18 protein-coding genes are annotated in these 19,861 nt (G+C 39.7%); 6 read left to right on the top strand and 12 right to left on the bottom strand.

The genetic code is table 11. The annotated features are described in order from the left end of the window. From NA59_RS10705 to NA59_RS10715, 3 genes are all read right to left on the bottom strand, one after another. Positions 1–1,182, bottom strand: a 1,182-nt coding sequence (locus tag NA59_RS10705; RefSeq protein ID WP_044412255.1) for an IS4 family transposase, incomplete at its 3' end; no start/stop codon positions are given. 299 nt (positions 1,183–1,481) lie between these two features. Then, entirely contained in the window at positions 1,482–2,885 is a 1,404-nt protein-coding gene (locus tag NA59_RS10710) for a VWA domain-containing protein (RefSeq protein ID WP_044412258.1), read from the bottom strand. Next, on the bottom strand, positions 2,879–3,295 hold the full coding sequence (locus tag NA59_RS10715; RefSeq protein WP_044412261.1) for a helix-turn-helix domain-containing protein: 417 nt from the start codon (positions 3,293–3,295) through the stop codon (positions 2,879–2,881). Before NA59_RS10715 ends, NA59_RS10710 begins: the two co-directional genes overlap by 7 nt. 191 nt (positions 3,296–3,486) lie before the next feature. On the opposite strand from NA59_RS10715, the gene NA59_RS10720 reads away from it, so the two are divergent. After that, positions 3,487–3,777, top strand: a complete 291-nt coding sequence (locus tag NA59_RS10720) for a hypothetical protein (RefSeq protein WP_044412264.1) — start codon at positions 3,487–3,489, stop codon at positions 3,775–3,777. A gap of 276 nt (positions 3,778–4,053) precedes the next feature. Here the strand turns inward: NA59_RS10720 and NA59_RS10725 are convergent, their stop codons facing one another. From NA59_RS10725 to NA59_RS10745, 5 genes are all read right to left on the bottom strand, one after another. Further along, the gene (locus NA59_RS10725; protein ID WP_044412265.1) at positions 4,054–6,423 is read right to left on the bottom strand and encodes a TOTE conflict system archaeo-eukaryotic primase domain-containing protein; all 2,370 of its coding nucleotides are present in this window, start codon (positions 6,421–6,423) and stop codon (positions 4,054–4,056) included. A gap of 21 nt (positions 6,424–6,444) precedes the next feature. Then, complete coding sequence (locus NA59_RS10730; RefSeq protein ID WP_044412268.1) at positions 6,445–6,798, bottom strand: type II toxin-antitoxin system PemK/MazF family toxin; 354 nt, start codon at positions 6,796–6,798, stop codon at positions 6,445–6,447. Next, positions 6,789–7,082 carry a ribbon-helix-helix protein, CopG family gene (locus tag NA59_RS10735; protein WP_044412271.1) on the bottom strand — a complete coding sequence of 98 codons (294 nt, stop codon included), beginning with the start codon at positions 7,080–7,082 and terminating at the stop codon, positions 6,789–6,791. Before NA59_RS10735 ends, NA59_RS10730 begins: the two co-directional genes overlap by 10 nt. A gap of 76 nt (positions 7,083–7,158) precedes the next feature. Further along, positions 7,159–8,106 (bottom strand): tyrosine-type recombinase/integrase, encoded by a 948-nt coding sequence (locus tag NA59_RS10740; RefSeq protein ID WP_052501625.1) that lies wholly within the window; start codon positions 8,104–8,106, stop codon positions 7,159–7,161. 188 nt (positions 8,107–8,294) lie between these two features. Beyond that, entirely contained in the window at positions 8,295–8,570 is a 276-nt protein-coding gene (locus NA59_RS10745) for an HU family DNA-binding protein (protein ID WP_044412274.1), read from the bottom strand. Between the two features lie 83 nt (positions 8,571–8,653). On the opposite strand from NA59_RS10745, the gene NA59_RS10750 reads away from it, so the two are divergent. Both NA59_RS10750 and NA59_RS10755 read left to right on the top strand, forming a co-directional pair. Then, the gene (locus tag NA59_RS10750; RefSeq protein WP_044412277.1) at positions 8,654–9,025 is read left to right on the top strand and encodes an H-NS histone family protein; all 372 of its coding nucleotides are present in this window, start codon (positions 8,654–8,656) and stop codon (positions 9,023–9,025) included. A 353-nt stretch (positions 9,026–9,378) separates the two neighbouring features. Next, the gene (locus tag NA59_RS10755) at positions 9,379–10,089 is read left to right on the top strand and encodes a hypothetical protein (RefSeq protein ID WP_044412279.1); all 711 of its coding nucleotides are present in this window, start codon (positions 9,379–9,381) and stop codon (positions 10,087–10,089) included. A 235-nt stretch (positions 10,090–10,324) separates the two neighbouring features. Here NA59_RS10755 and NA59_RS10760 read toward each other — a convergent pair whose 3' ends face one another. The 4 genes from NA59_RS10760 to NA59_RS10775 are packed head-to-tail and all read right to left on the bottom strand — an operon-like array spanning position 10,325 to position 18,024. After that, on the bottom strand, positions 10,325–13,309 hold the full coding sequence (locus NA59_RS10760) for a DEAD/DEAH box helicase (RefSeq protein WP_044412283.1): 2,985 nt from the start codon (positions 13,307–13,309) through the stop codon (positions 10,325–10,327). Further along, complete coding sequence (locus NA59_RS10765; RefSeq protein WP_044412285.1) at positions 13,309–14,691, bottom strand: EH signature domain-containing protein; 1,383 nt, start codon at positions 14,689–14,691, stop codon at positions 13,309–13,311. Before NA59_RS10765 ends, NA59_RS10760 begins: the two co-directional genes overlap by 1 nt. Next, a complete protein-coding gene (locus NA59_RS10770; protein ID WP_044412288.1) occupies positions 14,691–15,590 on the bottom strand; it encodes an OmpA family protein in 900 nt (299 codons plus the stop codon). Before NA59_RS10770 ends, NA59_RS10765 begins: the two co-directional genes overlap by 1 nt. Positions 15,591–15,594: 4 nt before the next feature. Continuing rightward, positions 15,595–18,024 (bottom strand): hypothetical protein, encoded by a 2,430-nt coding sequence (locus NA59_RS10775; protein ID WP_157792600.1) that lies wholly within the window; start codon positions 18,022–18,024, stop codon positions 15,595–15,597. Between the two features lie 1,093 nt (positions 18,025–19,117). Here NA59_RS10775 and NA59_RS10780 point away from each other — a divergent pair. From NA59_RS10780 to NA59_RS10790, 3 genes are all read left to right on the top strand, one after another. Beyond that, positions 19,118–19,258: a hypothetical protein gene (locus tag NA59_RS10780; protein ID WP_232504074.1), complete on the top strand. Its 141-nt coding sequence runs from the start codon at positions 19,118–19,120 to the stop codon at positions 19,256–19,258. Continuing rightward, positions 19,251–19,502, top strand: coding sequence for an ATP-binding protein (locus NA59_RS10785; protein WP_044412297.1), 252 nt, complete (start codon positions 19,251–19,253; stop codon positions 19,500–19,502). The genes NA59_RS10780 and NA59_RS10785 overlap by 8 nt, the downstream gene beginning before the upstream one ends. Before the next feature lie 102 nt (positions 19,503–19,604). Further along, the coding region (locus NA59_RS10790) for a hypothetical protein (protein WP_044412300.1) at positions 19,605–19,861 on the top strand (257 nt) is incomplete at its 3' end.

Raw genomic sequence — 19,861 nt, forward strand, 5'->3', positions numbered from 1 at the left:
CGGCGGCTTTTTTTTCGCCAAAATATACGCCGCGCGCCATTCGTCCAGACTGAATAAATCGGCGGCACTGATGTCAGGGTGGGTGCGTCCTAGTCGAACTAATTTAGCCAAACGCCAAGCTACTACCATGTAAACCGCTAAGGCCAGTTCGATCTTTTTTACATGCCCTAACTGTAATGCTTCTATACGGCAACCATTTTTGAGTACATTAAAAAACACCTCAATACCCCAGCGACAGCGATACCAATCAATTAATTGAACCGCCTCGCTCAAGCCGCTCACCTCTCGATTGGTCACTAATCGCCACTCGATGGCTTTAATCCCTTTGGGCGGATTCATTTCTTTTGCGACCAAGCAGGTGATATCCAGCATGCCTTTTTGTTTGCCTTTTTGCCCATCTGGAATGCGTGTGCGTTGAACCCAGATAGATTGGCGCACTGTACGCGTTTTTTGGTTTCCTCGAGCGGGCAAGATAAACTCAATCTCCCCGATGGCATCACCGGCCAGCGTTTGATCCCACAGTTTTTTGCCGCTGGGTAACACTCTGTTGTGACGCGAACGAATGAGCCAGTCTGCTGGATGATTGAGCTGTGCGCTACGGTGCATCAGTGTCACCATGTCAGACTCACGATCTGCTACATACACGCACCGCGTATCTGGCATGGATTCAGCGGTTTCAGCTACTCGCTCATAGCCCTCAATCCAGCGATCACTCTCCTTCACACCCGGGCGGTGACCATTTTCATCTTTAAATTCACGTGCCCACATCCAAGCATCAATCACCCCTAGGGGCTCTCTTTGCGGTGTGACGACATAGGTGGGATGTAAATACATGCCACGTTGTGTTTCGTAAGACAGCGGACCTAGCCCTTCAATTTCTTGTCCGTTGTAGTTGAGTTCTGTCGTATCTTGCAAACACAATACCACCGGATGCTGACCCATCCGCTGCATGGTTTGCTCTATATGCGGTGTAAGCACGGCTTCCCAGCCTAGTGGTCTTTTTGAATTATTGGCTTGATCAAAAAAACGGTAGGTCGCGGCGGTTTCACTCCAATCGTTACAGGCGTTTGGGATGCTTGCACTGGGTTTATCCGCCAAACGTTGGGTGAGTTTAATCAATCGCTTATTTAAACGCTCATCACCTAAATTTGCACCGTAAAACTCTTCTTCAACCCACGACATGTTAGCTTCTCTGTAGTAAAAAGAGTCTAACAAAGCAAAGGCTATACCACCCAGTACTTTAGTTTTTTGTGTTTTGCGTTTAATGCTCGGTCATTTTTTTGCGCTTGAGTTGTGTGTAATGGTATGGGTTAAGCGATACCCTTAAACGCTTACCCACCACCAAAAACAAAGACCTTCATCTACTCCTGCCAGGTCGAGACTGGACACCCCTTCCAGAAACCTAAACACCACGCTTAATCAACATGGACGTATGTTAGGCGATGAGGTCTGTGCTGTAAAGTATGGGCACGGTCGGACGCTTACGATTTTTGTAACCAGACCGGCACACAGATGGCATCACCTTGATAGGCTGTAGGTATCTGATGCCATAGCGTGGTGTTGGATAACGACACACGCACTTGTGTTTGGAACAGGCGTTTAAATTGCGCTTGCATCTGAAAGCGAATATCTTCATGCGGATTGGTAAGCACATAGCTGCCATTGGATATCTCAGCGAGATATTTGACGGTTTTCTCACAGGCCGCATGACCCACGCCCACTGTAAAAAAACGAATATTATGTTGGTTTGCATAGGCTTTGAGCAGTTTGGTTTTGATGTCATATTCATCCAACCAGACTTCGCCATCGGTGATTAAGATTAGATCGGTTGGACGTGTTGTCTGGTAGCCCATCAAGGCGGTGAGCATGGCAGATACGGTTTCGGTTCCACCAAGATTGGCATCGAGTTGACGGCGCACTTTTTGTTTGGCCTGCATGAGGTGTTCCCTTGTCGCGGTTTGTAATCTATCAAACATCGGTTGGACACTCGAGCCAAATGGGTAGAGGTTAAATCGGTCTTGGGGTCGCATCTGTGAGAGCATCGCACTGACGGATTCTTTGAGTTGTTGCATAGGCGCACCGCTCATTGAACCACTGCAATCGAGCAAAAACAGAATGTCTTTTGGCTCAGCGTTTGTTTGAGATGGGTTGGGTAGCATCATCGAGAGCAGTCCCAGATAATTATGCTCATCAAAGCCCGTCAGTGTAAAAGTGGGTTCTATCAGCGGTAGGTTATCAAACAGGATTTTTAAATCGCTATCCATTTGTCCTTGTGCGCGATAGATCGATGGCGTTATTTGACTTAGCGGATGGCTGGGCGAGTGAATAGTCATATCTGAGGAAGCTATATCTTCGATATCAAGTGTCACGCTGATCGGGTATTGGGCTAAAAAAGAGTCGTTGGGTTCAAACTCGGCTAATAAATTGGATTGCCCATAACGCGACCCTATCACCAAGGGAAAATACAACTGACCTGCGCCAGCAATAAATTGGATGGGGAATATCAGCGATAGCTCAACCGAGAGTGTTTCTTTTGACAACAAATTACCCATAACCAAGCTAATCAGGTCATCTTTGCGCTTTAGCTGAAAGGCGCTATTGCCCTCCTCGATCACTTCTTCATACCGTCTATCGGCTTGATCCTTGGGCATGACTTTACCTAACCAGGCCTGGTTGTTTTTTATCGCTTTAAATCCCGTTAAGGTGCTCTCGATCGGTATGGGTATCGCGTGGATGGCTTCTACAACTTCATCACTGGTGTTGGTAAAAGATTGGGTTAGCTGACAGATGACCATTAGGCCCTGTAACTTAATCTCAATAGAACAGTGCATTTGAATTGGCAGTAGTTTAGCTTTGATTGGCAATGAGGATAGGCTACCTAACATTTTTCCAACTCCTTGTGGCTGGCGAGCCATTGATATAGGTGATCAGCTAGCTGGCGAACCTGAGTTTGGGAAAGCTGGGTTTTGAGTAAATCCACATTCAACTCCAGCCCATCGCTAATTTGTATGCGATGCATCACGACCACCTCACCGGGTTTTATTCTGGGCGGTGATTTATCAGCTAACACGGCCTTTTTTTGAAATATCTCATCGAGTGATAAGCCTTCCTGCTGCCAATGAATAAGCGTTAAGAGCTGGTGTAAATGGGTTTGGGTGTAATAGGCGGTTTTGCGCGCCCCTAAGGGTTTATCCACCAACGACTTACTCATGTAAAAACGAATCGTTCGTGGCTTGAGATTAGTAATTGCCGCCAACTCATCCAAACAATAATGTTTATCTTGCTCTTTATCCATTAACGCGTCTCCTCCGTCATGTATCTAGATTAACAAACATTAACTGTTAAATAAAGGTGTAATTAATATTATTTTTCGATAGAATGGGTTTTGGTGACAATGACCGCTGAAAAACAAGCCTTCGGCACAGGGTAATTGTCGCCTAATCGTTATCTAACAGCGCTCAAATCAATCAACGGACGGAGTGAATTATGAATACAACATCTTCTGCTTACCAACACCATTTGAAAGGGTTGTTGGTCGAACACTATCATGAACAGCGAAGCGCAAAGAAGATTCATCCGCAAAAGGCGTATCACATACAAGGGTTCATGGAGGCGGGTTTGCTTTTAGGTTCGATCGATAAGCCGACATTAGAACAACTAATAGATTTAGCGCATCAAGAAGTATTTGATTGCCCTTATCAGGCACGGCATCAGCCAAAAGTTGAGAATACAAGCCTGCTTGATATTCCAACCTGGTTGCGACGCAAAACAGGTTAAGCGCATGACCTGCTGGCACCCAAGATGATTCAGTGTTGAGCAAGCTGAGTGAAGGCTTAAGTTATCCACAAAATCTGGGGAAAACTGGCGGTGTTTAGGTGGTGAATCTATTAAAATCAAGGTGTTCTGCAACTGCTTATTTTTTAGACAGGCAACAGGATCATGGATTTGCTATGGGATAGATAGTGAAATCCAACTTACACTTTTACGCGCATTAAAAGTGAATAATAAACAGTTAATCGCGCATAAAAATGTTAATAAGCTATGATATCCGCATCATTTTTGATCCGGTAAAGTCTGTACATACTGCATCTCATATCCCATTGCCTTGTAGCTTTTTTCACGTTTAACAAACATCCTATTAAGCATTGGAATATTGGCATCAACATAATCGTGGATGGTTACTAACACTTTGCCTTCGGATTGGCGGTGGATGCGACCGGCATATTGCGCTAACGAACCTCTCCATGCAATTGGCATGGCTAAAAACAGCGTGTCTAACCTTGGTAAATCAAATCCTTCACCTACGTAGCGCCCCGTTGCGACCACCACTTGTGCATGACTCAGCTCTTGTCCCGCCGCTTTGCGCTGCGATGCCCTCATCGCGCATTGAAGTATCACCGTTTGAATACCTGCATTTTTTAGCTTTTGATAAATTGATAGAGCATGTTCTCTTCGCTCAGTAAGTACAAGTGGGTTTTGCTTTTGATTCACACTTTCAATCACATCCGCGACGATCTGCGCTGTTCGTTCTTGGTTTTCGTTGATCCATTGATAGACTTCATTAATTTTTGGTCGAACATTTGGAACAATTAAGCTAGCAGGTGGAGGGTCATAACGTTGATGAATACAAACCAGTTGGCTGAAATTTTCGGAATGAGAAATTTTCACGTGATGACGAATCGGGCCAGTTATCATAAATATAATGCGTTGTTGACCATCCTGACGCTCAGGCGTTGCGCTAAGACCTAAGACATATTTTGCCCGAACCTCATTCATTACCATTTCATATCTCACAGCAGATACATGATGACATTCATCCACAATAACATGACCGTAATCTTGGACTAGACCAGCAACACTGTTGTCTTTTTTATTAATCAGGCTTTGGTAGGTAGCGACGTCGACCACGCCAGACGGTTTGTTCTTACCTCCACCAATAATACCGATTTGTATGCCGGGTAAAAATGTAGCGAGGCGCTCGCGCCACTGATCAAGTAATTGGCGACTATGAACCAATATTAAAGTATTCACGCGTCGCTTAGCTAACACGGCCAGCGCCGTAATAGTTTTACCAAAGGCAGTAGGCGCATGCAATATGCCAGTATTATGTTTGAGAAGAACCTTGATTGCGGCAGTTTGCTCTCGCGTTAAATGAAAATTCATAACCAATTTTTCAAGTTCGCAACCCAGTTGGCGCTTATCTTCAATTCGATAATTGAGCGAATGTGCTTCTAATAGACTCGTTGCCTCATCAAAGCACCCTCTAGGTAACGAAAGATAGCCCTGCTCCAACCGCGCGCAACTGATAAAACGTGGAATGCCATGTGTTGGAAATCGCAAGGCTTGGGTTTTAAAAAAAACGGGATTGGAAAATGTCGCTAACCGCTTTAATCTAGTCGTTAAGGGTTTTGACAGGCTATCGATTTTAAAGTAAACATGATTAGCCAGTGTGATTTCTATTGGCTTACCTGGGTTATTTAATACCAACGGCACTGGTTTAGCCGTTACCTCCCAAGGCAACAAATCTTCGACCAATTGGTTATTTAAATCTAAAAAAGACCTGCTCGCACCCTGTTCAGATAAAAACTGGTGTATTAATGTTTTGGTGATGGGTTGAATTTTATCTAAGTGCTGCCATTGATCTTCAATCATCTTCAATGAATTATCTATAAAAATACTATTGCCATTGCGCCGCGATTCACCTTGAAGCGGTAAGGCAATTAAATTGCCAAATCCTCCCTCTGGCAGAACATCTTGATTCGGAAAGAGTCGATCATATGAGTCAAAAGAGAGATTCGGATGGATTTCCATTGCTTTATCTAGCAACATAAACCCAAAATCTCTAGCCAGCTTTGCGTCAATGGCTTCACTAAAAAATATCCAGACATGCGCGCCATTACCGGAGCGTGAGCGCTCAATGAGATGCGGCACACCAACCTGGTGGCAAGCTTCTGATAGCGCTTTTACTTCATCCTGCCAACCTGTTTTGTCAAAGTCAATGGCCAAGAGCTTAGTTGTGTTGTCTGTTAGTAACGGGTAAAGCCCAATCACTTTTTTGCCGGATAAGTGCTGGAATATCACATTGCTATCAAGTTGTGAAAATAATCGGTGATTACAGTCTTGGCATTTAATTACAGGCTTTTGGCATATTCCTTTGACCCACTCATTATCACAAGCGACTGAATAACCACTGCGACCTTGGCGGTTCTGCCAACGTGTAGCATAAATATCTGTACGACCATGAAATCGTTTTTGAAAAAGTTCGAGCTTTTGCGACACACTAAGGGTGGATGTATGGGTGGTTTTTATGGCCATTTTTTGCGCTTGAGTGAGCTGGTTTTTGAGCGCAATCAAGTTTGCTTTTTCCTGCTCTAGAGAGCTTAAACGGGCATCGATTTGTTCAAGTGTTAAGCTGTTCTTCACGCCTAATTACACACATTGATCTCAATCAAAACCAAGCAAAAGTTTTAGCTGGGTTTCAATTTTCTGGAACTCGCTTGGGGTTAAGCGTGTTAATACATCCGCTTGGATACGACTTATATCGATAGACCTAGCCTGCTCAAGCACGGCATAGGATTGTTTTAACAGACGTTCACGAGGTGCGATTTCCACACGCAGTGCACTTAAAGCGGGCCAGAACTGACTAGTTAAAGGTAAAACCATGACCATCGGCAGGCCGGCTTTAATTAACTCGCTCTGTGTTAATATAATAACCGGCCGAACCTTGCCCATTTCAGCCCCTTTATTTGGATTCAATCTAGCCGGTACTATATCACCACGCCTTAAGGTTATTTCCACCAGTTGTTATCCTCATCGTCTTTCGGGAGGCTTAACGCCATATCAGCTTCAGTTGATGAAAATGCGTTAGTCATATCCGCAAGATGTCGCTGAATGTCTGCTGATTGATTAATAGCGCGAGCCGCTTCAATCATCGATTTCAATGCCAAATCTTGTTGTGTTTGTTTTACATAAAACTCTAAGGCACGACGAGCAAAATCTGAGCGCGTTATATGCTGACGTGCGGCTAAATCACGAACATCTTGATCAAGATTGGCAGGTAGTCGTAAAGTTAAAGCGGACATAGCTAAGTCTCCATGTAGCACAATATGTGTTAACAATTGTATCACAGATGAAATTCATGCAAAATTACATCCACTTTTAGTCATAGCTAAACGCCTCCGCCACCCGCGCCACCTCGTCATCATTACGTCGATCATAGCGTTGCGTGGTGGTTAGACTGGCATGCCCCATTGCTTTTTGAACGGTGAGTGGGTCGACATTCAGCTCAAAGAGTTTGGTGGCAAAGGTGCGTCGAAGGTCATGCGGCGCGCAGCTATCTATACAGGCCTGGCCCACTTTTTCTTTCAACAAAAACAGCACCGCTTGATCACTAAGCCCATGCTCACTAATGGTGTCGCCCTTCCAAACACGATTAAACAAATAGCCGGGTTCCTCACCCCTAAAGCTCAACCAAGTTTGAATATGCTTAATGCTCAGTGGCGGCACAAATACTTGTCGCTCCTTATTCCCCTTGCCAATAAGCCGAATGGTTTTGGTTTTGAGATTCACATCCTTGAGCTGAATCGACACCACCTCAGCTCGGCGTAAACCACACTCGGCCAAGATGCCTAATAATGCCGCATCGCGTGCACCGCGAACGGTTTTCAGATCACAAGCACACAAAAGCGCCTTCACTTCCTCGTCCAAAAGTCGACGCCCTTTGGGTAAGCGCTGACCACGGTGGGCTTTGACCAGCTTGATGCGCTCATACTGCTCCGCATCAATACGCTTCTGTATCCAGGCTTCACGCATCACCCCTTTTATAGCGGAAAGATAAACGCGCGCGGTATTAGGTGAGCGGTGGTTATCGAGCAATTTGTCCATCACCAATTGCACTTCATCCCGGCCCATCTTATGCCAGTGCGCATCCAGATGATTTGCATAACCAAACATTTGCGCCACCCGATTCAGATAGCTGCCCATAACGCGCCGCGACGTTTTAGAGCGAAGTGCGAGCAAGTAGCCAACCGAAGGGCCATGCGATTTGTCATGGGCAAAAACCAAATTGGCGGTGCTCGGTTGGGCTTGATCAATCAGCGCAGACATAGGTCGCCTCCAAAATTACAAAAAAGGGGCTAAAAAAGCCAAAAATTAAAATAACGCGCAAGCAAGTTCCAGACCACTAAAGATGGATTCTACAAACATTACTTTTGAAAAGTGTCATTTTCATAAGTAATCTTGAATTTAAAAAAACCAAGCAAAAATAGGCTTGGTTTTGAGGAAAACGCGGTTGGCTAGTTGTTTACCGCGTCTTTTAGCTTTTTGCCGACCTTGAAGCTGGCGACCTTGGCTTCTTTGATCTCAAGTGGCGCACCCGTTGCCGGATTACGCCCGGTGCGTGCGGCACGGGTTTTCACTTCAAATTTACCAAAGCCAATAAGGTTGATTTCATTACCCTGCGCTAAAACAGATTCAATTGCGGAGGTAACCATTTTAATCGCCTCTTCTGCATCTTTTTTAGTGACACCGGATTGGTTTACTATCGCGTCTACTAATAATTCCTTTGACATCATCGCTCCTTTTAAATTAAACTTCAATATAACCAAACCAAATTCTACACGATTTATATATTAAAACAAATTGGAAAATACACATGACCAGTAAACAACTTCAAAAAAAACGCGAAGAATTACAAAAACTACAGCAAGAAGTCGAGCTGCTTGAAAAACGAGAGCAATTACAATTAAGCCAAGACTCCACAGAAATAATTGAATTAGTAGGTCTAATAGAATCTACCGCAGAAGCTCATTTAATGGAGCTGTCCGAAGTTATTGATTTAATCCTCAAGAAAACAAAAACCATTAATAAAAACAAAATAGAACCTAAATATTATAATCCAAACAATCCAAAAATAGTATGGACGGGTCGTGGTCGCAAGCCTAAGTGGGTAGAGGCCATTGAATCACAAGGGGATAGTATGGAGAATTATTTGATCAAAAATAAAGATGATTCTATTAAAAATTAATCTATATTATATTAAAGAGCGAAATTATGCATGAATATATTTACATCTTAACTGATAAATCGAAATCGGGTTTTATATACATTAAGAAAGAAAATGATAAAACATCGATAACAAATAGTAACATAGAAAAAGATATAGAAAAAAACTTTAAATTTAATTCAATATTTAATATTTAATATATTATAAAGACAAAAAATGTTGAAACTCTAGAGTTTTTAATAATTGATTTATTAAAAGAATATAAAATTTATAACAATGATTGTTTTCAATTATCACCAGTAGAGGCTAAAGCATTAATAGAAGAAAATTTATTAATTGAAGCTATTTATAATAAGGAATGGAATGATGTCCAAATGCTTGAGATAAAACAAGGAAAATATGAAATTGAAAACTTAAACCGTGATAATTGGTCTCATAAAGGAAAAAAATACAATAAATTAATTGAATATTTCAAAAAACTAGAAGATAAATACACCCAAAAATTATATACAGAAGCAAAACAAATTGCTCATGAAATTAAATATTACCCTGTCGACTTACTATCTCCCAGAGCAAAAAGTGTAAAAAACAATATCTTAAATAATGAACTTACAAATATTGAAAAGGAAGTGATTCGGTTATATGACTTTAAAATTCAAATTGAGGAGTTAAAAGCTGAAAAGATAATATTTTCACATCTTAATTTTAATTTTATTGAAGGTATAGGTCTTTTAAGTTTTAAACACCCACAATTTCCATTGATATCAAGGTCTCCTGAGTATAAAAGACTTTGGAAGTTGTACAAGAATTGCGGAATTGAAAAACTAATTCAAACTATTAAGGTAGATAATAAAAATATATTAAATAAAAATTTAAATTCCTTACAACAAGTATCTAAATTTAATGACACTTCAAATACTTCATTTGATAAAGAAGCATTGAGTATAGCAAATGAAATATCAAATAATAACTTTTCTGAACTTAGTGATAAAGCAAAAAAAATAATGGATAATGTAAACAAAAACCAAATAGGTAAAATTGAAAACGAGGTAGTACTTATTTTAAGTCAAAAAAAAATTAAATAAATCTCACAATAATTGTAATTTATAAAGATTATCGCAACTGAAGTAAATTAAAAATGTAAAATCATAGCTTAGTAAGTTTTAAAAAAAGTAGGGTTACTAAAAAACTATGTTTAACCATTTAAATCTGATATAGTTATAAAAAATCTAATTTTTTTATTCATTTAAAGACACGGTTTAATAACAGTCTCAATTAAATTAGGTTAGAATATGACAACTTAGCTTAAATAAACCTTTATTAATCTTTTATTAAAGCTGCCTCAATTCTTGCAGCATCATCCTTTCTTAACACTGGTACTAGAAATTCTTTTGAAAGCTCTCTCTTAGCAGACAAAATCTTATCCAGAATATAATCAAAACTACCCTCTCCTAATACAGGGTGCTTAGCCATTGGATAGTAGACAGTCACATCTTTTGTTTGACCAATACGATAGGCGCGATCAGTACACTGGTCTTCTACAGCTGGATTCCACCATCTTGTGAAATGGATCACTATTGTTGCTTCGGTTAAAGTTAAACCAACCCCTGCTGCTTTAGGTGAAAGTAAAAGCACATCGAATTGATTATTTTTTTCTTGGAATTTATCAACAATTGCCATTCGTTGTAGGGCATCTACATCACCGAATATACGTTTCGGGTAGTGGCTCATTTTATAACGCTGTTTGATATACACTGAAAGCCACTCGTGAATATCCTTAAACTCAATGAATACTAAAACCTTCTCAGCGTTTGCATTTGCTTTGTCCAATATTTCGATGAGTGCCTGATATTTAGCTGACTGCTGTATATAATTTTCAGCATGTTCTGATTCTGATTCATTGATTCGTATGGGATGAATAGAAGCCATCTTCAACTTGCTTACAAGCTCTAAGCCTGAAATTTTTTTTGCCTTACCTAGTTTAACCAATTCAGAATATTGCCATTCTTGAGCTTGGGGCATATCTACTTCAATACGCTGCTCTCTTTTAACTGGTAAATCAGAGGCAATCTCCGATTTCATTCGTCGAAGTATCGGAGCAGGAAATTCACCATCAGATTTCAACATTTTCCTTTGAAGCTCTCTCAAAGAATCTAAATCATCAGCGTTGTATTTTTTCAAGAAATCTTTTAAAGATCCCAGATAATCATGACCCGGTATAAGAGTGTCTAATATTGTCCATATATCAGCCATACTATTCTCAATAGGTGTACCAGTTAAGCCAATCATAAACTCACTGTTCAGCGATTTAGATGCATTCGTCATTGCCGAAGTTGGATTTTTTACTTTCTGCATTTCATCAAAAATAATGGCAGAGAATTTTATTGAAGCAAGCGAGATATGATAATCACGCATGGTTTCATAATTTGTTAAAACCCACGCTGCTTGGGCAATTCTCTGCGTATCAAGTACAGCACCTCCACATGAAACATCATTACCGTTTGAACGTGACTTGGTTGAACGATAAAGTGATATATTTTTGCCATAAAGTAGAAGCGGCTCACCTAAAACACCATCTTCCAAATGAATCATAGCTTCTTTTTTCCAGTTTTCCAACAAAGAAACTGGTGCAACGATAAGAATTGAGGTGCTTGATTTTCCAAGCAATTGTTTTTTCTGTTTCAACCAGCCTAAGAAAGCTAATGTTTGAAATGTTTTTCCTAATCCCATATCATCAGCAAGCAAAACGCCAGGATAACCTTTGCTCCATGCTTGCTGGAGCCAAGAAACCCCCGTTATCTGATGTTTTCTTAATTCATTTTTTAATGAATCGATATGCTCAAAACCATCAAAAGAGGCTCGTACTTTTAAGCTCTTAATAAAATGTGTATCATCTATATTATCCTCTGATAACAGTACTTTTTTTTCTGATTCTACAGCAGGCGCTGGCAAACGAACGTCTGTGGTTTCAGTCTCATGATACTTGTTTGTTGGTTCGTGAACGTCATAGCTTTGTACAAAATCAATTAACTGGTCTATTGCGTCAATGGAGTTTTTATCAGCATTAAGAAATAGTTTTTGCCCATCCTTTCCATTTAGTTCAATCGACTCTCTACCGCTTGAGATAGCTTCCACGAGTTGAGTTCTTATACTTTCAAGATTTTCCGGTCTTAATCCTACATTGTTCTTTCCGACTTTTAGAAAAAGTTCATCAGGCACCCAGTCGTTTTTGATTCGAGGTATCAATGGCATTGCTGGTGGCACCCATAGACCAAGACCCAAAACGCGCTCTGAAAAAGCCGACGTTTCAATAAACAAAGATTCAACAATTTCTATAGGCTGCTCGATATTATAGTTTTGAAAGTGATTACTAAGAAAACTGGCTGGAGATTGTGCAAATCGTTTTTTTACACCCTCATCCGATTTTTGAACTTCCTTAACGACATTTAGGGATTCTCGCAGCATTGGGTCAATAAACACAAAATCCTCTTTTCCAAGCAGATAAGAAGGTCTACAATCGGAGAATTTATTAAAACATTCGTTTAAAAACTTTTCTGATTCTGCCTGCGTAAACATCTGATGCTCTAGCTCGGGCTGTTCTTCCTCTTGATTCAGCTTATTAAGCGTATCTTTAGAAAATAAAACTGGGTCTATTTTTAAATTATTGCCGCGATACTGCAAATCTACTGAAAACGCAGATGCGTGACGAATTTTAATGGTTTTAAGCCTTTCATCTAAATGAACGGCATCATAGCTTTCACCGATAATAGGCGTTAGAGCAGACAGTGCTATCATTTTTTCATCGAATTCAAGCTCTGAACTTTCATTGAACTTCGTCAGCGATTCTAACATTTTATAGATGGGTGCCGGTATTCGATATATTTCTTGTCCAATATGTAGCAAGCTTCCGTCTCGATCAGCAAGAACTTTTCGACCAATACTGTCTTGCCAGTAAGCGCGAATAATTGTTCCTTTACGTGTTATCGGACCAGTTAGTTCCACACGCATGGTGTAGGGAACAATAGAGGGAAGGCCTAAAGAGTCCGCTTGGTGTTCAGCCAACTCTGACAAAAAACGATAAGACAGCACATAACTATTATCTTGTAGATTTTCAATAACACCATTAGCGTCTTCCGCGGCCATTAGTAACCTAGATAGACCTGAAGCATGGTGGCTCAAAGCACTAAGCCATTCACTTGTTGGTTTTTTTTCTCGAACCTTTTTGAAGAAGAGCTTTGTCGTTTCTTGCTCTAAAAATAGTTTTATTCCTTGTTCAGGTATTAATTCATATATAAATTTCTCCATTAGTAATAACCTCTTTTCAGAATTTCATGTGAAATACCTGTGTGCTTTCTAATAAATTCAGCCACTTGAATTTGCCAATTACTATTATGGTTTATATAAATTGCTTTATTTTCGTTGTAATACCGATAGCCAGTTTCAAAACGTATAGAGTTTACGCTGTACTCAGACATATAAAATTCAGGAGCATGAACAGAATTAATTGTAAACATTCTAACTCTTCCAGAGTGAGTCCACTCCGAAATCACTAACTCTCCAATTTTTAACAGAATTACAGAATGATTAGCTTGAACAGAGCCCTGACCTCTTTGAAACCTTGCAAATCCTGCACTTTTTGACAAAAGTCCTTCTCGTTGAAGTTTTGTTGCTTGAATATGCGCCTCAGTTCCAAAAATTACCCAGGAATCAGAAATATATTCATTTTCTAAATAATAGCTCCAAAAGTCTTTACGATCATTCCAGTGTCCTAGATCCGCGACGGCATCCAAAACTTGAATTAACATTTCAAAAGATTCTTCAGTTAACCAGCGTTTAATAATTTTTTGATATTGTTCGTCAACCAATGACCATCGTTGTGGAAAGGCTCTGGGATCTCTTAAGTTACTTAAAAACAGGTGCTTTAAATATTCCTTCAATTCCTTAGAAGGTGCTTGAGAATCCCAGTAGCCTAATAAAGCCTTAGCATACAAATTTTCATATCCATTTAAAGTGAATACTTCTTGCCCTTGATCGTTTTCAGAAAAGAAGACTGCTTTAAAGTGATTTAATTTGTCACGTTGGTAGCCAAAGTGTGACATTTGATTTGCAACAACCTTGAAAGACTCCCTCATAAACCGTGAAGAAAAAAGCAACCCTGATAATTTAACGGCTTTCAGCTCATCAATCGGGTTTGCAGACTCTAAAATTGTTGTGGCAATTTCATGCGTCGCGATATCATCGAATATTTTCTTGTTTTCTAGCGCGTCAGACAGGTTTGTATTAACAACATCCATCTTGGCTGTTAAAATGCTTTGAAGCGTTTTTGAATGACTGGAGCCATAACTTTGGTAATAAGCAGCCAAAGCAGCTTTAATTAGAGATGCTCTATCTGATTGCTTTAAGTCTTCGACAATTTGACTCCAAAGAGGATTTAGGTCTGGGTATTCCTCAAACTTGTCCATGGCCGCAAACAATAACAACTTCTTTTCCTTCATAGACAAGTTTTTACTATCAAGCCATTTTTTCAAAATTTGATTTATATCTGCGGCGGCAATATCTTTAGTTTCTCTGGCTTCAGAGAGTTTTTCAAGCGTTCTTAACGTTTTTTCGATATGTAACGTTTTAGGTATCTGCATAGGTAGAAATGTTAACTTTGAATTAAATGAGGCTAGGATGTCTTTAAGCATTATTCAATTCCAAACTCTTCTTTAAAAGACTCAAGCTCCGTCTGGTTCGATGGCATATACATTAAAAAGCGAATATCGATCCGTCGATTTTGCTCTCGCCCCTCACGCGTAGCATTGGTAGCTAAAGGTCTTTGCTCACCAAAAGCAGAGACACTCAATACCTGTTGTGCAAAAGGATTTTTATAAGTAATAAGCGATGGCTGGAAATTGATCATAGCTTCATAGCTGTTTGTTGCCCTTCTGGCACTAAGTTCTAGGTTGTTTTTACTGCCGTCGGATAAAACTCGAGAAACAGGAAAACTATCCGTGTGACCTTCGATAAAGATTGTTTCTATTAGGGTGCCTGATGGGTTGCAAGCTTTTGCAATGTGCTTGCTTTGATCAACTAAAACAAAGCAGCTTATTTCTTCGCCAAGCACTTGAGAAAGTTTCTTAATTCGATCATAGGCGGTAGGAAGTTGCCCTAAATCTGAAGAAGCTGAAGCAAATAGTGTATCTCCAGGAATTGTTATAACCCCTTGCGCAACATTCGCAGACGCGTCAATGCCTTGCTCTTTCAATCGTGACTGAATACTTAAAATCACAGTCTCTCGAGTTTTAGTACTCTCAATTGAATATTTTTCATATTCATTAGCAACAGATAACAAATTCAGCAACCTCTGAACTTCAGCCTCAAGCTCTATAATTTTTTTCCTAAGCTCTTTGATCAGTGTTTCTAAGCTTGTGATTTCCACATTTAACTCCTGAACCTTTTTTTCATGTACTGGCTTAGGAATCGAATCCTCTGTTTGAATCTGAAATGCAAAAAACGCTACCATAATGATAAAAATAAATAACACTCCAACCATCATGTCCGTCATAGAGACAAAATAATTTTCTTCTGTGTGATGATTACGCATAAAACTATCTTCTCAATTTAGTCGACATATCTTCGATTGCATCGGTTAAGTTTTCGACGACACCACCAAGCAGGTTAATGGATTGGCTCGTATTGTCATCCAGTTTTTCAGTGAACTGAGCTAATTTATCCAGGTTGATACTTAGGCCTTCAACTAATCGATTAAACGCTCTTTCCATTTCGATATCCAAACCTTCAAGGCGGCTAGCACTGCTCTGCCAAATAGTACGTAATTCAGAAATTGCTTCACCGTTACGCTCAAGCACGTCTTTATTAGCTTGAGTAACTTCAGAAGTAGAAGCTAACAATTTTTCTTGAAGCTCTGATGAACGTGATATTGCGTTACTAATTAATTCAATAACAGAGGATGAACGTTGAGAAGCCTGAATCAGTTGATCTGTTGAGCTTCTAATAGCGTCTTTTGAAGCTAACAGAGCCGAACCTGACTCTTGAAGTCTATAATTAATCGATTCTAGTGATGTATTTACATTGGTTAATGAATTTGAACTTTCTTGAGCTTTGCCTGCCCAACTATCCACGGCAGATTGCAACTTAGCGGAACTGTCATTGATTACATTATTCATTGAATTAAAGTTGTTGATAATTGCTTGTTGAGATTCGGCCATGCTTGTTGCTACTTTGCTTGTCATAGACTGCATAGACTTATCTAAAGTTTGAGCCAGCAAACTTGATTGGTTATTTAGAGTATGACCAACTTGTTCGTTCATGCTCAATATCTGCTCAGCCATATTTTCGACCGTTTTTTCTAAAACTTGCTGTGCCACATTAGAACTGTTCTCCAAGGAATTATTCAATTCAGCATTGGTCGCATTTAGCTGATTGGAGATACCTTCGACAGATGAGACGAGAGCCTTCTGAACTTCTGAATTCGTTGCACTCAGTTGAGCAGAAACACTTTCAACGGTAGATCCTAGTGTTGCCTGCAATTTTGATGAGATTCCTTCAAAGTTTGTGCTCAGTTCGCCCATTTGGGCAACCATTGTTTTCACCGTTGTTTCCATTGATTTTTCGGCAAACTCAGCGTTTTTTTGCAATACCTGACTTAACGCTGAATTTGTTGAGGTTAGCTGTGAAGAAATATTTTGAATCGTCTCAGTTAACGCAGATTGAACCTGAGAAGAGGAATCCTCAAATGTTTTGCTCATCACGGTGGTTATGTTTTCAGAGCTACTCAATACAGAATCTGAAAGTTGCTTAATCATCTCCTGTGTAGCTTGATTTTGCTGTTGAGAGTTAACAATAAAACTTTCAAATTGGCTAGAAAAGAAGTTGGAGTTTTCCTTGAAACTAGCACTTGCTTGATTTGCAGCATCATTCAGCTGAGATGAAACACTGCCCATAATACTTTGAAGATCAGAAAACGCTGATTCCAGTGAGGAATTGATATGGCTGCTGCCATTGTTCAAATTTAACGAAGCTTGTTCAAGTGAACCAACCAAAGCATTTAATTGCACAACTACCTGTTCCATGGCATTCGTAGTGGCACCCGTAATGTTTTCGGAAAATTGTTTTGCCATTTCAGCCAGTGCATCTTGATTGTTCGCACCCATTTTTGATGCCGTTTCGGCTATGGAAATCACAACTGGCTCAAAAGTTTTGTTTAATTCTTCAGACAAAGCCATTGGAATAGTATTTATTGCCGCTGAAACAGTATCCCCAATTTTCACAGCAATGCCATCTGCCAAAATTTCCAGCTCTTTAGTTTGCTTCATTGAGTGTGCAAGCTGTCGAGCTGTTAATGATTCTGCATTAGCAAAAACCAAACTTTTTTCTAATAACGCATTAAACTTATCTAGCAACTCATGGTTTTTATGCCGAATCGATGAAAAGTACATCTCTTGAACAAGAGAGGCCCCCAAACCCGAAACCGATGCCACGAACTTTATACCAGCAGTAGCTAATAGCATTTGTAAACCGGCAACAAGTTCTTCATTATTGCCCCCATCGAACAATTTACCTGTAAAAGTTAATGCAATAATAAGTCCTATAAAGGTCAATAAAAGACCTATGCCAACAAATGTATTACTTGAAATCCATGGCCTAACACCCGAGAATACCTCTTCAGCTTTAAAGTATTCTTGTGGGCGTTTAGTGTTTTGATAGTGTTTAAACTCAGGTGAATCAATATCATCATATGGTGGAATGAGTGTTTCAGTAAATTCTGACCAAGAATGACTTAGTTTAGAATTTAGCATCTTTTGATTAATGGTCTGAAAATTCCGTGTAAAATCCTTCTCAGGATTGTCTGGCTTAACACTTTCATTTAAAACCCTAATTCCTTCTTCTAAACCTTTTTTTGCCAACATAGAACGGGACTTGAGCTTGAATAGTGATACCAGCAAAGAAAAGAAGAATATGCCAAACATGGCATAGGGGAAGTAAGGGTGACTAACAAATACGTTGAGTATTTCCATATTACAAATCGATCTCTATTTTATTAATTGAAGTTTCATTTAGCTTTACTGATTCCACGCATGAAGTTTTTTTGAGTTGTCCAGGTGGCAGCAACGCTGGTTTGCATTTTAACTTTCTATATTTCAACTATTTTCAATTTGCCATACATTATTTTGTTCCAGTTTTTGGGGTAAGTTCATTTCTAAGCCAAGAATAAAGTCGATGTTAAAACTATGTATACGAAGACATTTAATTTCATTCGCTACTTTAATCATTCCAATCTTGTGAGCTAGAGCTCAAATAATACAATTTCACGAATTCATTCTTAGTACACTAAATTAAGGGGGTAAAATACCTTCAAAGCAAGAGAGCACAGCTTTTTTATTTACTATGTATAAAAAACGAGGTTTGTTTTACTTTATATTAAGCTCTCAATCTAGGATGATGTTTTCATTACACCACGAGTCGACTATTAAACTGATTTTATTGGTCATGCCATTCCGTGTCAGTTGTTCTCGCTACTCCAAGAATAAACAGCCATTCTTTATTGGTTGATTCAATATCTACGAACTCATATGCAAGATGCTTTGTTCATTTCAAGATGAATTCTAGCACAGAGAATGTGACTTAATAAGCGCACCGAGCGTATTTATTACTCCGTAATAAATTTTATACGGTTTTTAAATGACTACCAGCACTCAAAAAATATGACAATGCAGGGGCTATTGAGTGTTTATCGCAGTTTTCATCAACCCGAATAGCAGTCTGGGCTTTGTGCTATAAACCACTGCCCTCTTATCTACTGAGGTGCTGGCAAGCGCAGTGAAACACTTGTGTTATTTAACCTACCTGCCTTTTTATCCACCCTAAAAGCATGCTATAGGGTCATACCTACAATTATTAATCGACACGTGGCTGTTCTAAAAAACAATACTTGACGTATGACATGATCTTGGTAGGTTTAACGCTAAACTTCGTTTTTCATGTTTTTGTTTTCAGCATTTTATGATACATTGTAACGCATATCACAACACACTATTTATCCCTATGCCACCAAGAAAAACAACAACGCTTAACCTACGCGTAGAACCCAACATTAAAGAGGCCATTCAAATGGCGGCGCAACGTGACCAGCGCAGCGTTGCGAATATGATTGAAGTGCTCATCCGACAGCACTGTGAACAGGTTGGCATTGTCATTCCTGATCAAGGGCAGTTATTTAACGATATTGTTCAGGATAATGCCGATGAATGAAAAATCTTTAAGGCTCTTAATCAATGAGAATGCGATTAAAAAAGCCCATCTTATCGCCCAAGGTGGTGTTTTTCATATCCACATCGAAGCCACAAGTAATCGATATGTGATTGAAACAGCCGATGGCAATCCTCGCGCATGGCGCACCCTGGATGCGGCGGCTAAATGGCTACGCAAATTAGGTTTGGGCAAAGCATGTGTGGATTTAACCTACTGGAATCCACAGCAAAAATCACTGCTTTAATTTGACAAAAAACATGGTTTTAAATACATTGTTTATGGATTATTAAAACACCCATTATTTGCTTTAAACCAGCCTTTTATAGATGATTATTTAATCGAGAACATGAACGTGAAAACCCAATCCTTTAATAGTCTGGATCACTATATTCAACTTGCCATGAATCAGATTGATCATGCCATTCACCATCCGCACAGCCAACCCTATTTTGAATCCAGCCGCGTGGATGACTTTTATTTGACCTTTGTGGCCGGCAAGCTTAACCTGCTGGTTAATCAGTCTAGCGAATTGGATGTGAGTGATTTACTCACGACGTTGGCGATTCAATTTATTAAAGAGGGTTCAGTGGGCATTGTGTTTGG

Source organism: Thiomicrospira microaerophila (genome assembly GCF_000934765.1).
GTDB classification, from domain to species: domain Bacteria; phylum Pseudomonadota; class Gammaproteobacteria; order Thiomicrospirales; family Thiomicrospiraceae; genus Thiomicrospira; species Thiomicrospira microaerophila.

Excerpts from the sequence above, each read along its gene's own strand:
- NA59_RS10735 (WP_044412271.1), bottom strand. The coding sequence starts at position 7,082 with ATGTCCGCTTTAACTTTACGACTACCTGCCAATCTTGATCAAGATGTT.
- NA59_RS10765 (WP_044412285.1), bottom strand. The coding sequence starts at position 14,691 with ATGCTTAAAGACATCCTAGCCTCATTTAATTCAAAGTTAACATTTCTA.
- NA59_RS10760 (WP_044412283.1), bottom strand. The coding sequence starts at position 13,309 with ATGGAGAAATTTATATATGAATTAATACCTGAACAAGGAATAAAACTA.
- NA59_RS10745 (WP_044412274.1), bottom strand. The coding sequence starts at position 8,570 with ATGTCAAAGGAATTATTAGTAGACGCGATAGTAAACCAATCCGGTGTC.
- NA59_RS10755 (WP_044412279.1), top strand. The coding sequence starts at position 9,379 with ATGCTTGAGATAAAACAAGGAAAATATGAAATTGAAAACTTAAACCGT.
- NA59_RS10740 (WP_052501625.1), bottom strand. The coding sequence starts at position 8,106 with ATGTCTGCGCTGATTGATCAAGCCCAACCGAGCACCGCCAATTTGGTT.
- NA59_RS10710 (WP_044412258.1), bottom strand. The coding sequence starts at position 2,885 with ATGTTAGGTAGCCTATCCTCATTGCCAATCAAAGCTAAACTACTGCCA.
- NA59_RS10750 (WP_044412277.1), top strand. The coding sequence starts at position 8,654 with ATGACCAGTAAACAACTTCAAAAAAAACGCGAAGAATTACAAAAACTA.
- NA59_RS10715 (WP_044412261.1), bottom strand. The coding sequence starts at position 3,295 with ATGGATAAAGAGCAAGATAAACATTATTGTTTGGATGAGTTGGCGGCA.
- NA59_RS10775 (WP_157792600.1), bottom strand. The coding sequence starts at position 18,024 with ATGGAAATACTCAACGTATTTGTTAGTCACCCTTACTTCCCCTATGCC.
- NA59_RS10720 (WP_044412264.1), top strand. The coding sequence starts at position 3,487 with ATGAATACAACATCTTCTGCTTACCAACACCATTTGAAAGGGTTGTTG.
- NA59_RS10780 (WP_232504074.1), top strand. The coding sequence starts at position 19,118 with ATGGCGGCGCAACGTGACCAGCGCAGCGTTGCGAATATGATTGAAGTG.
- NA59_RS10785 (WP_044412297.1), top strand. The coding sequence starts at position 19,251 with ATGAATGAAAAATCTTTAAGGCTCTTAATCAATGAGAATGCGATTAAA.
- NA59_RS10770 (WP_044412288.1), bottom strand. The coding sequence starts at position 15,590 with ATGCGTAATCATCACACAGAAGAAAATTATTTTGTCTCTATGACGGAC.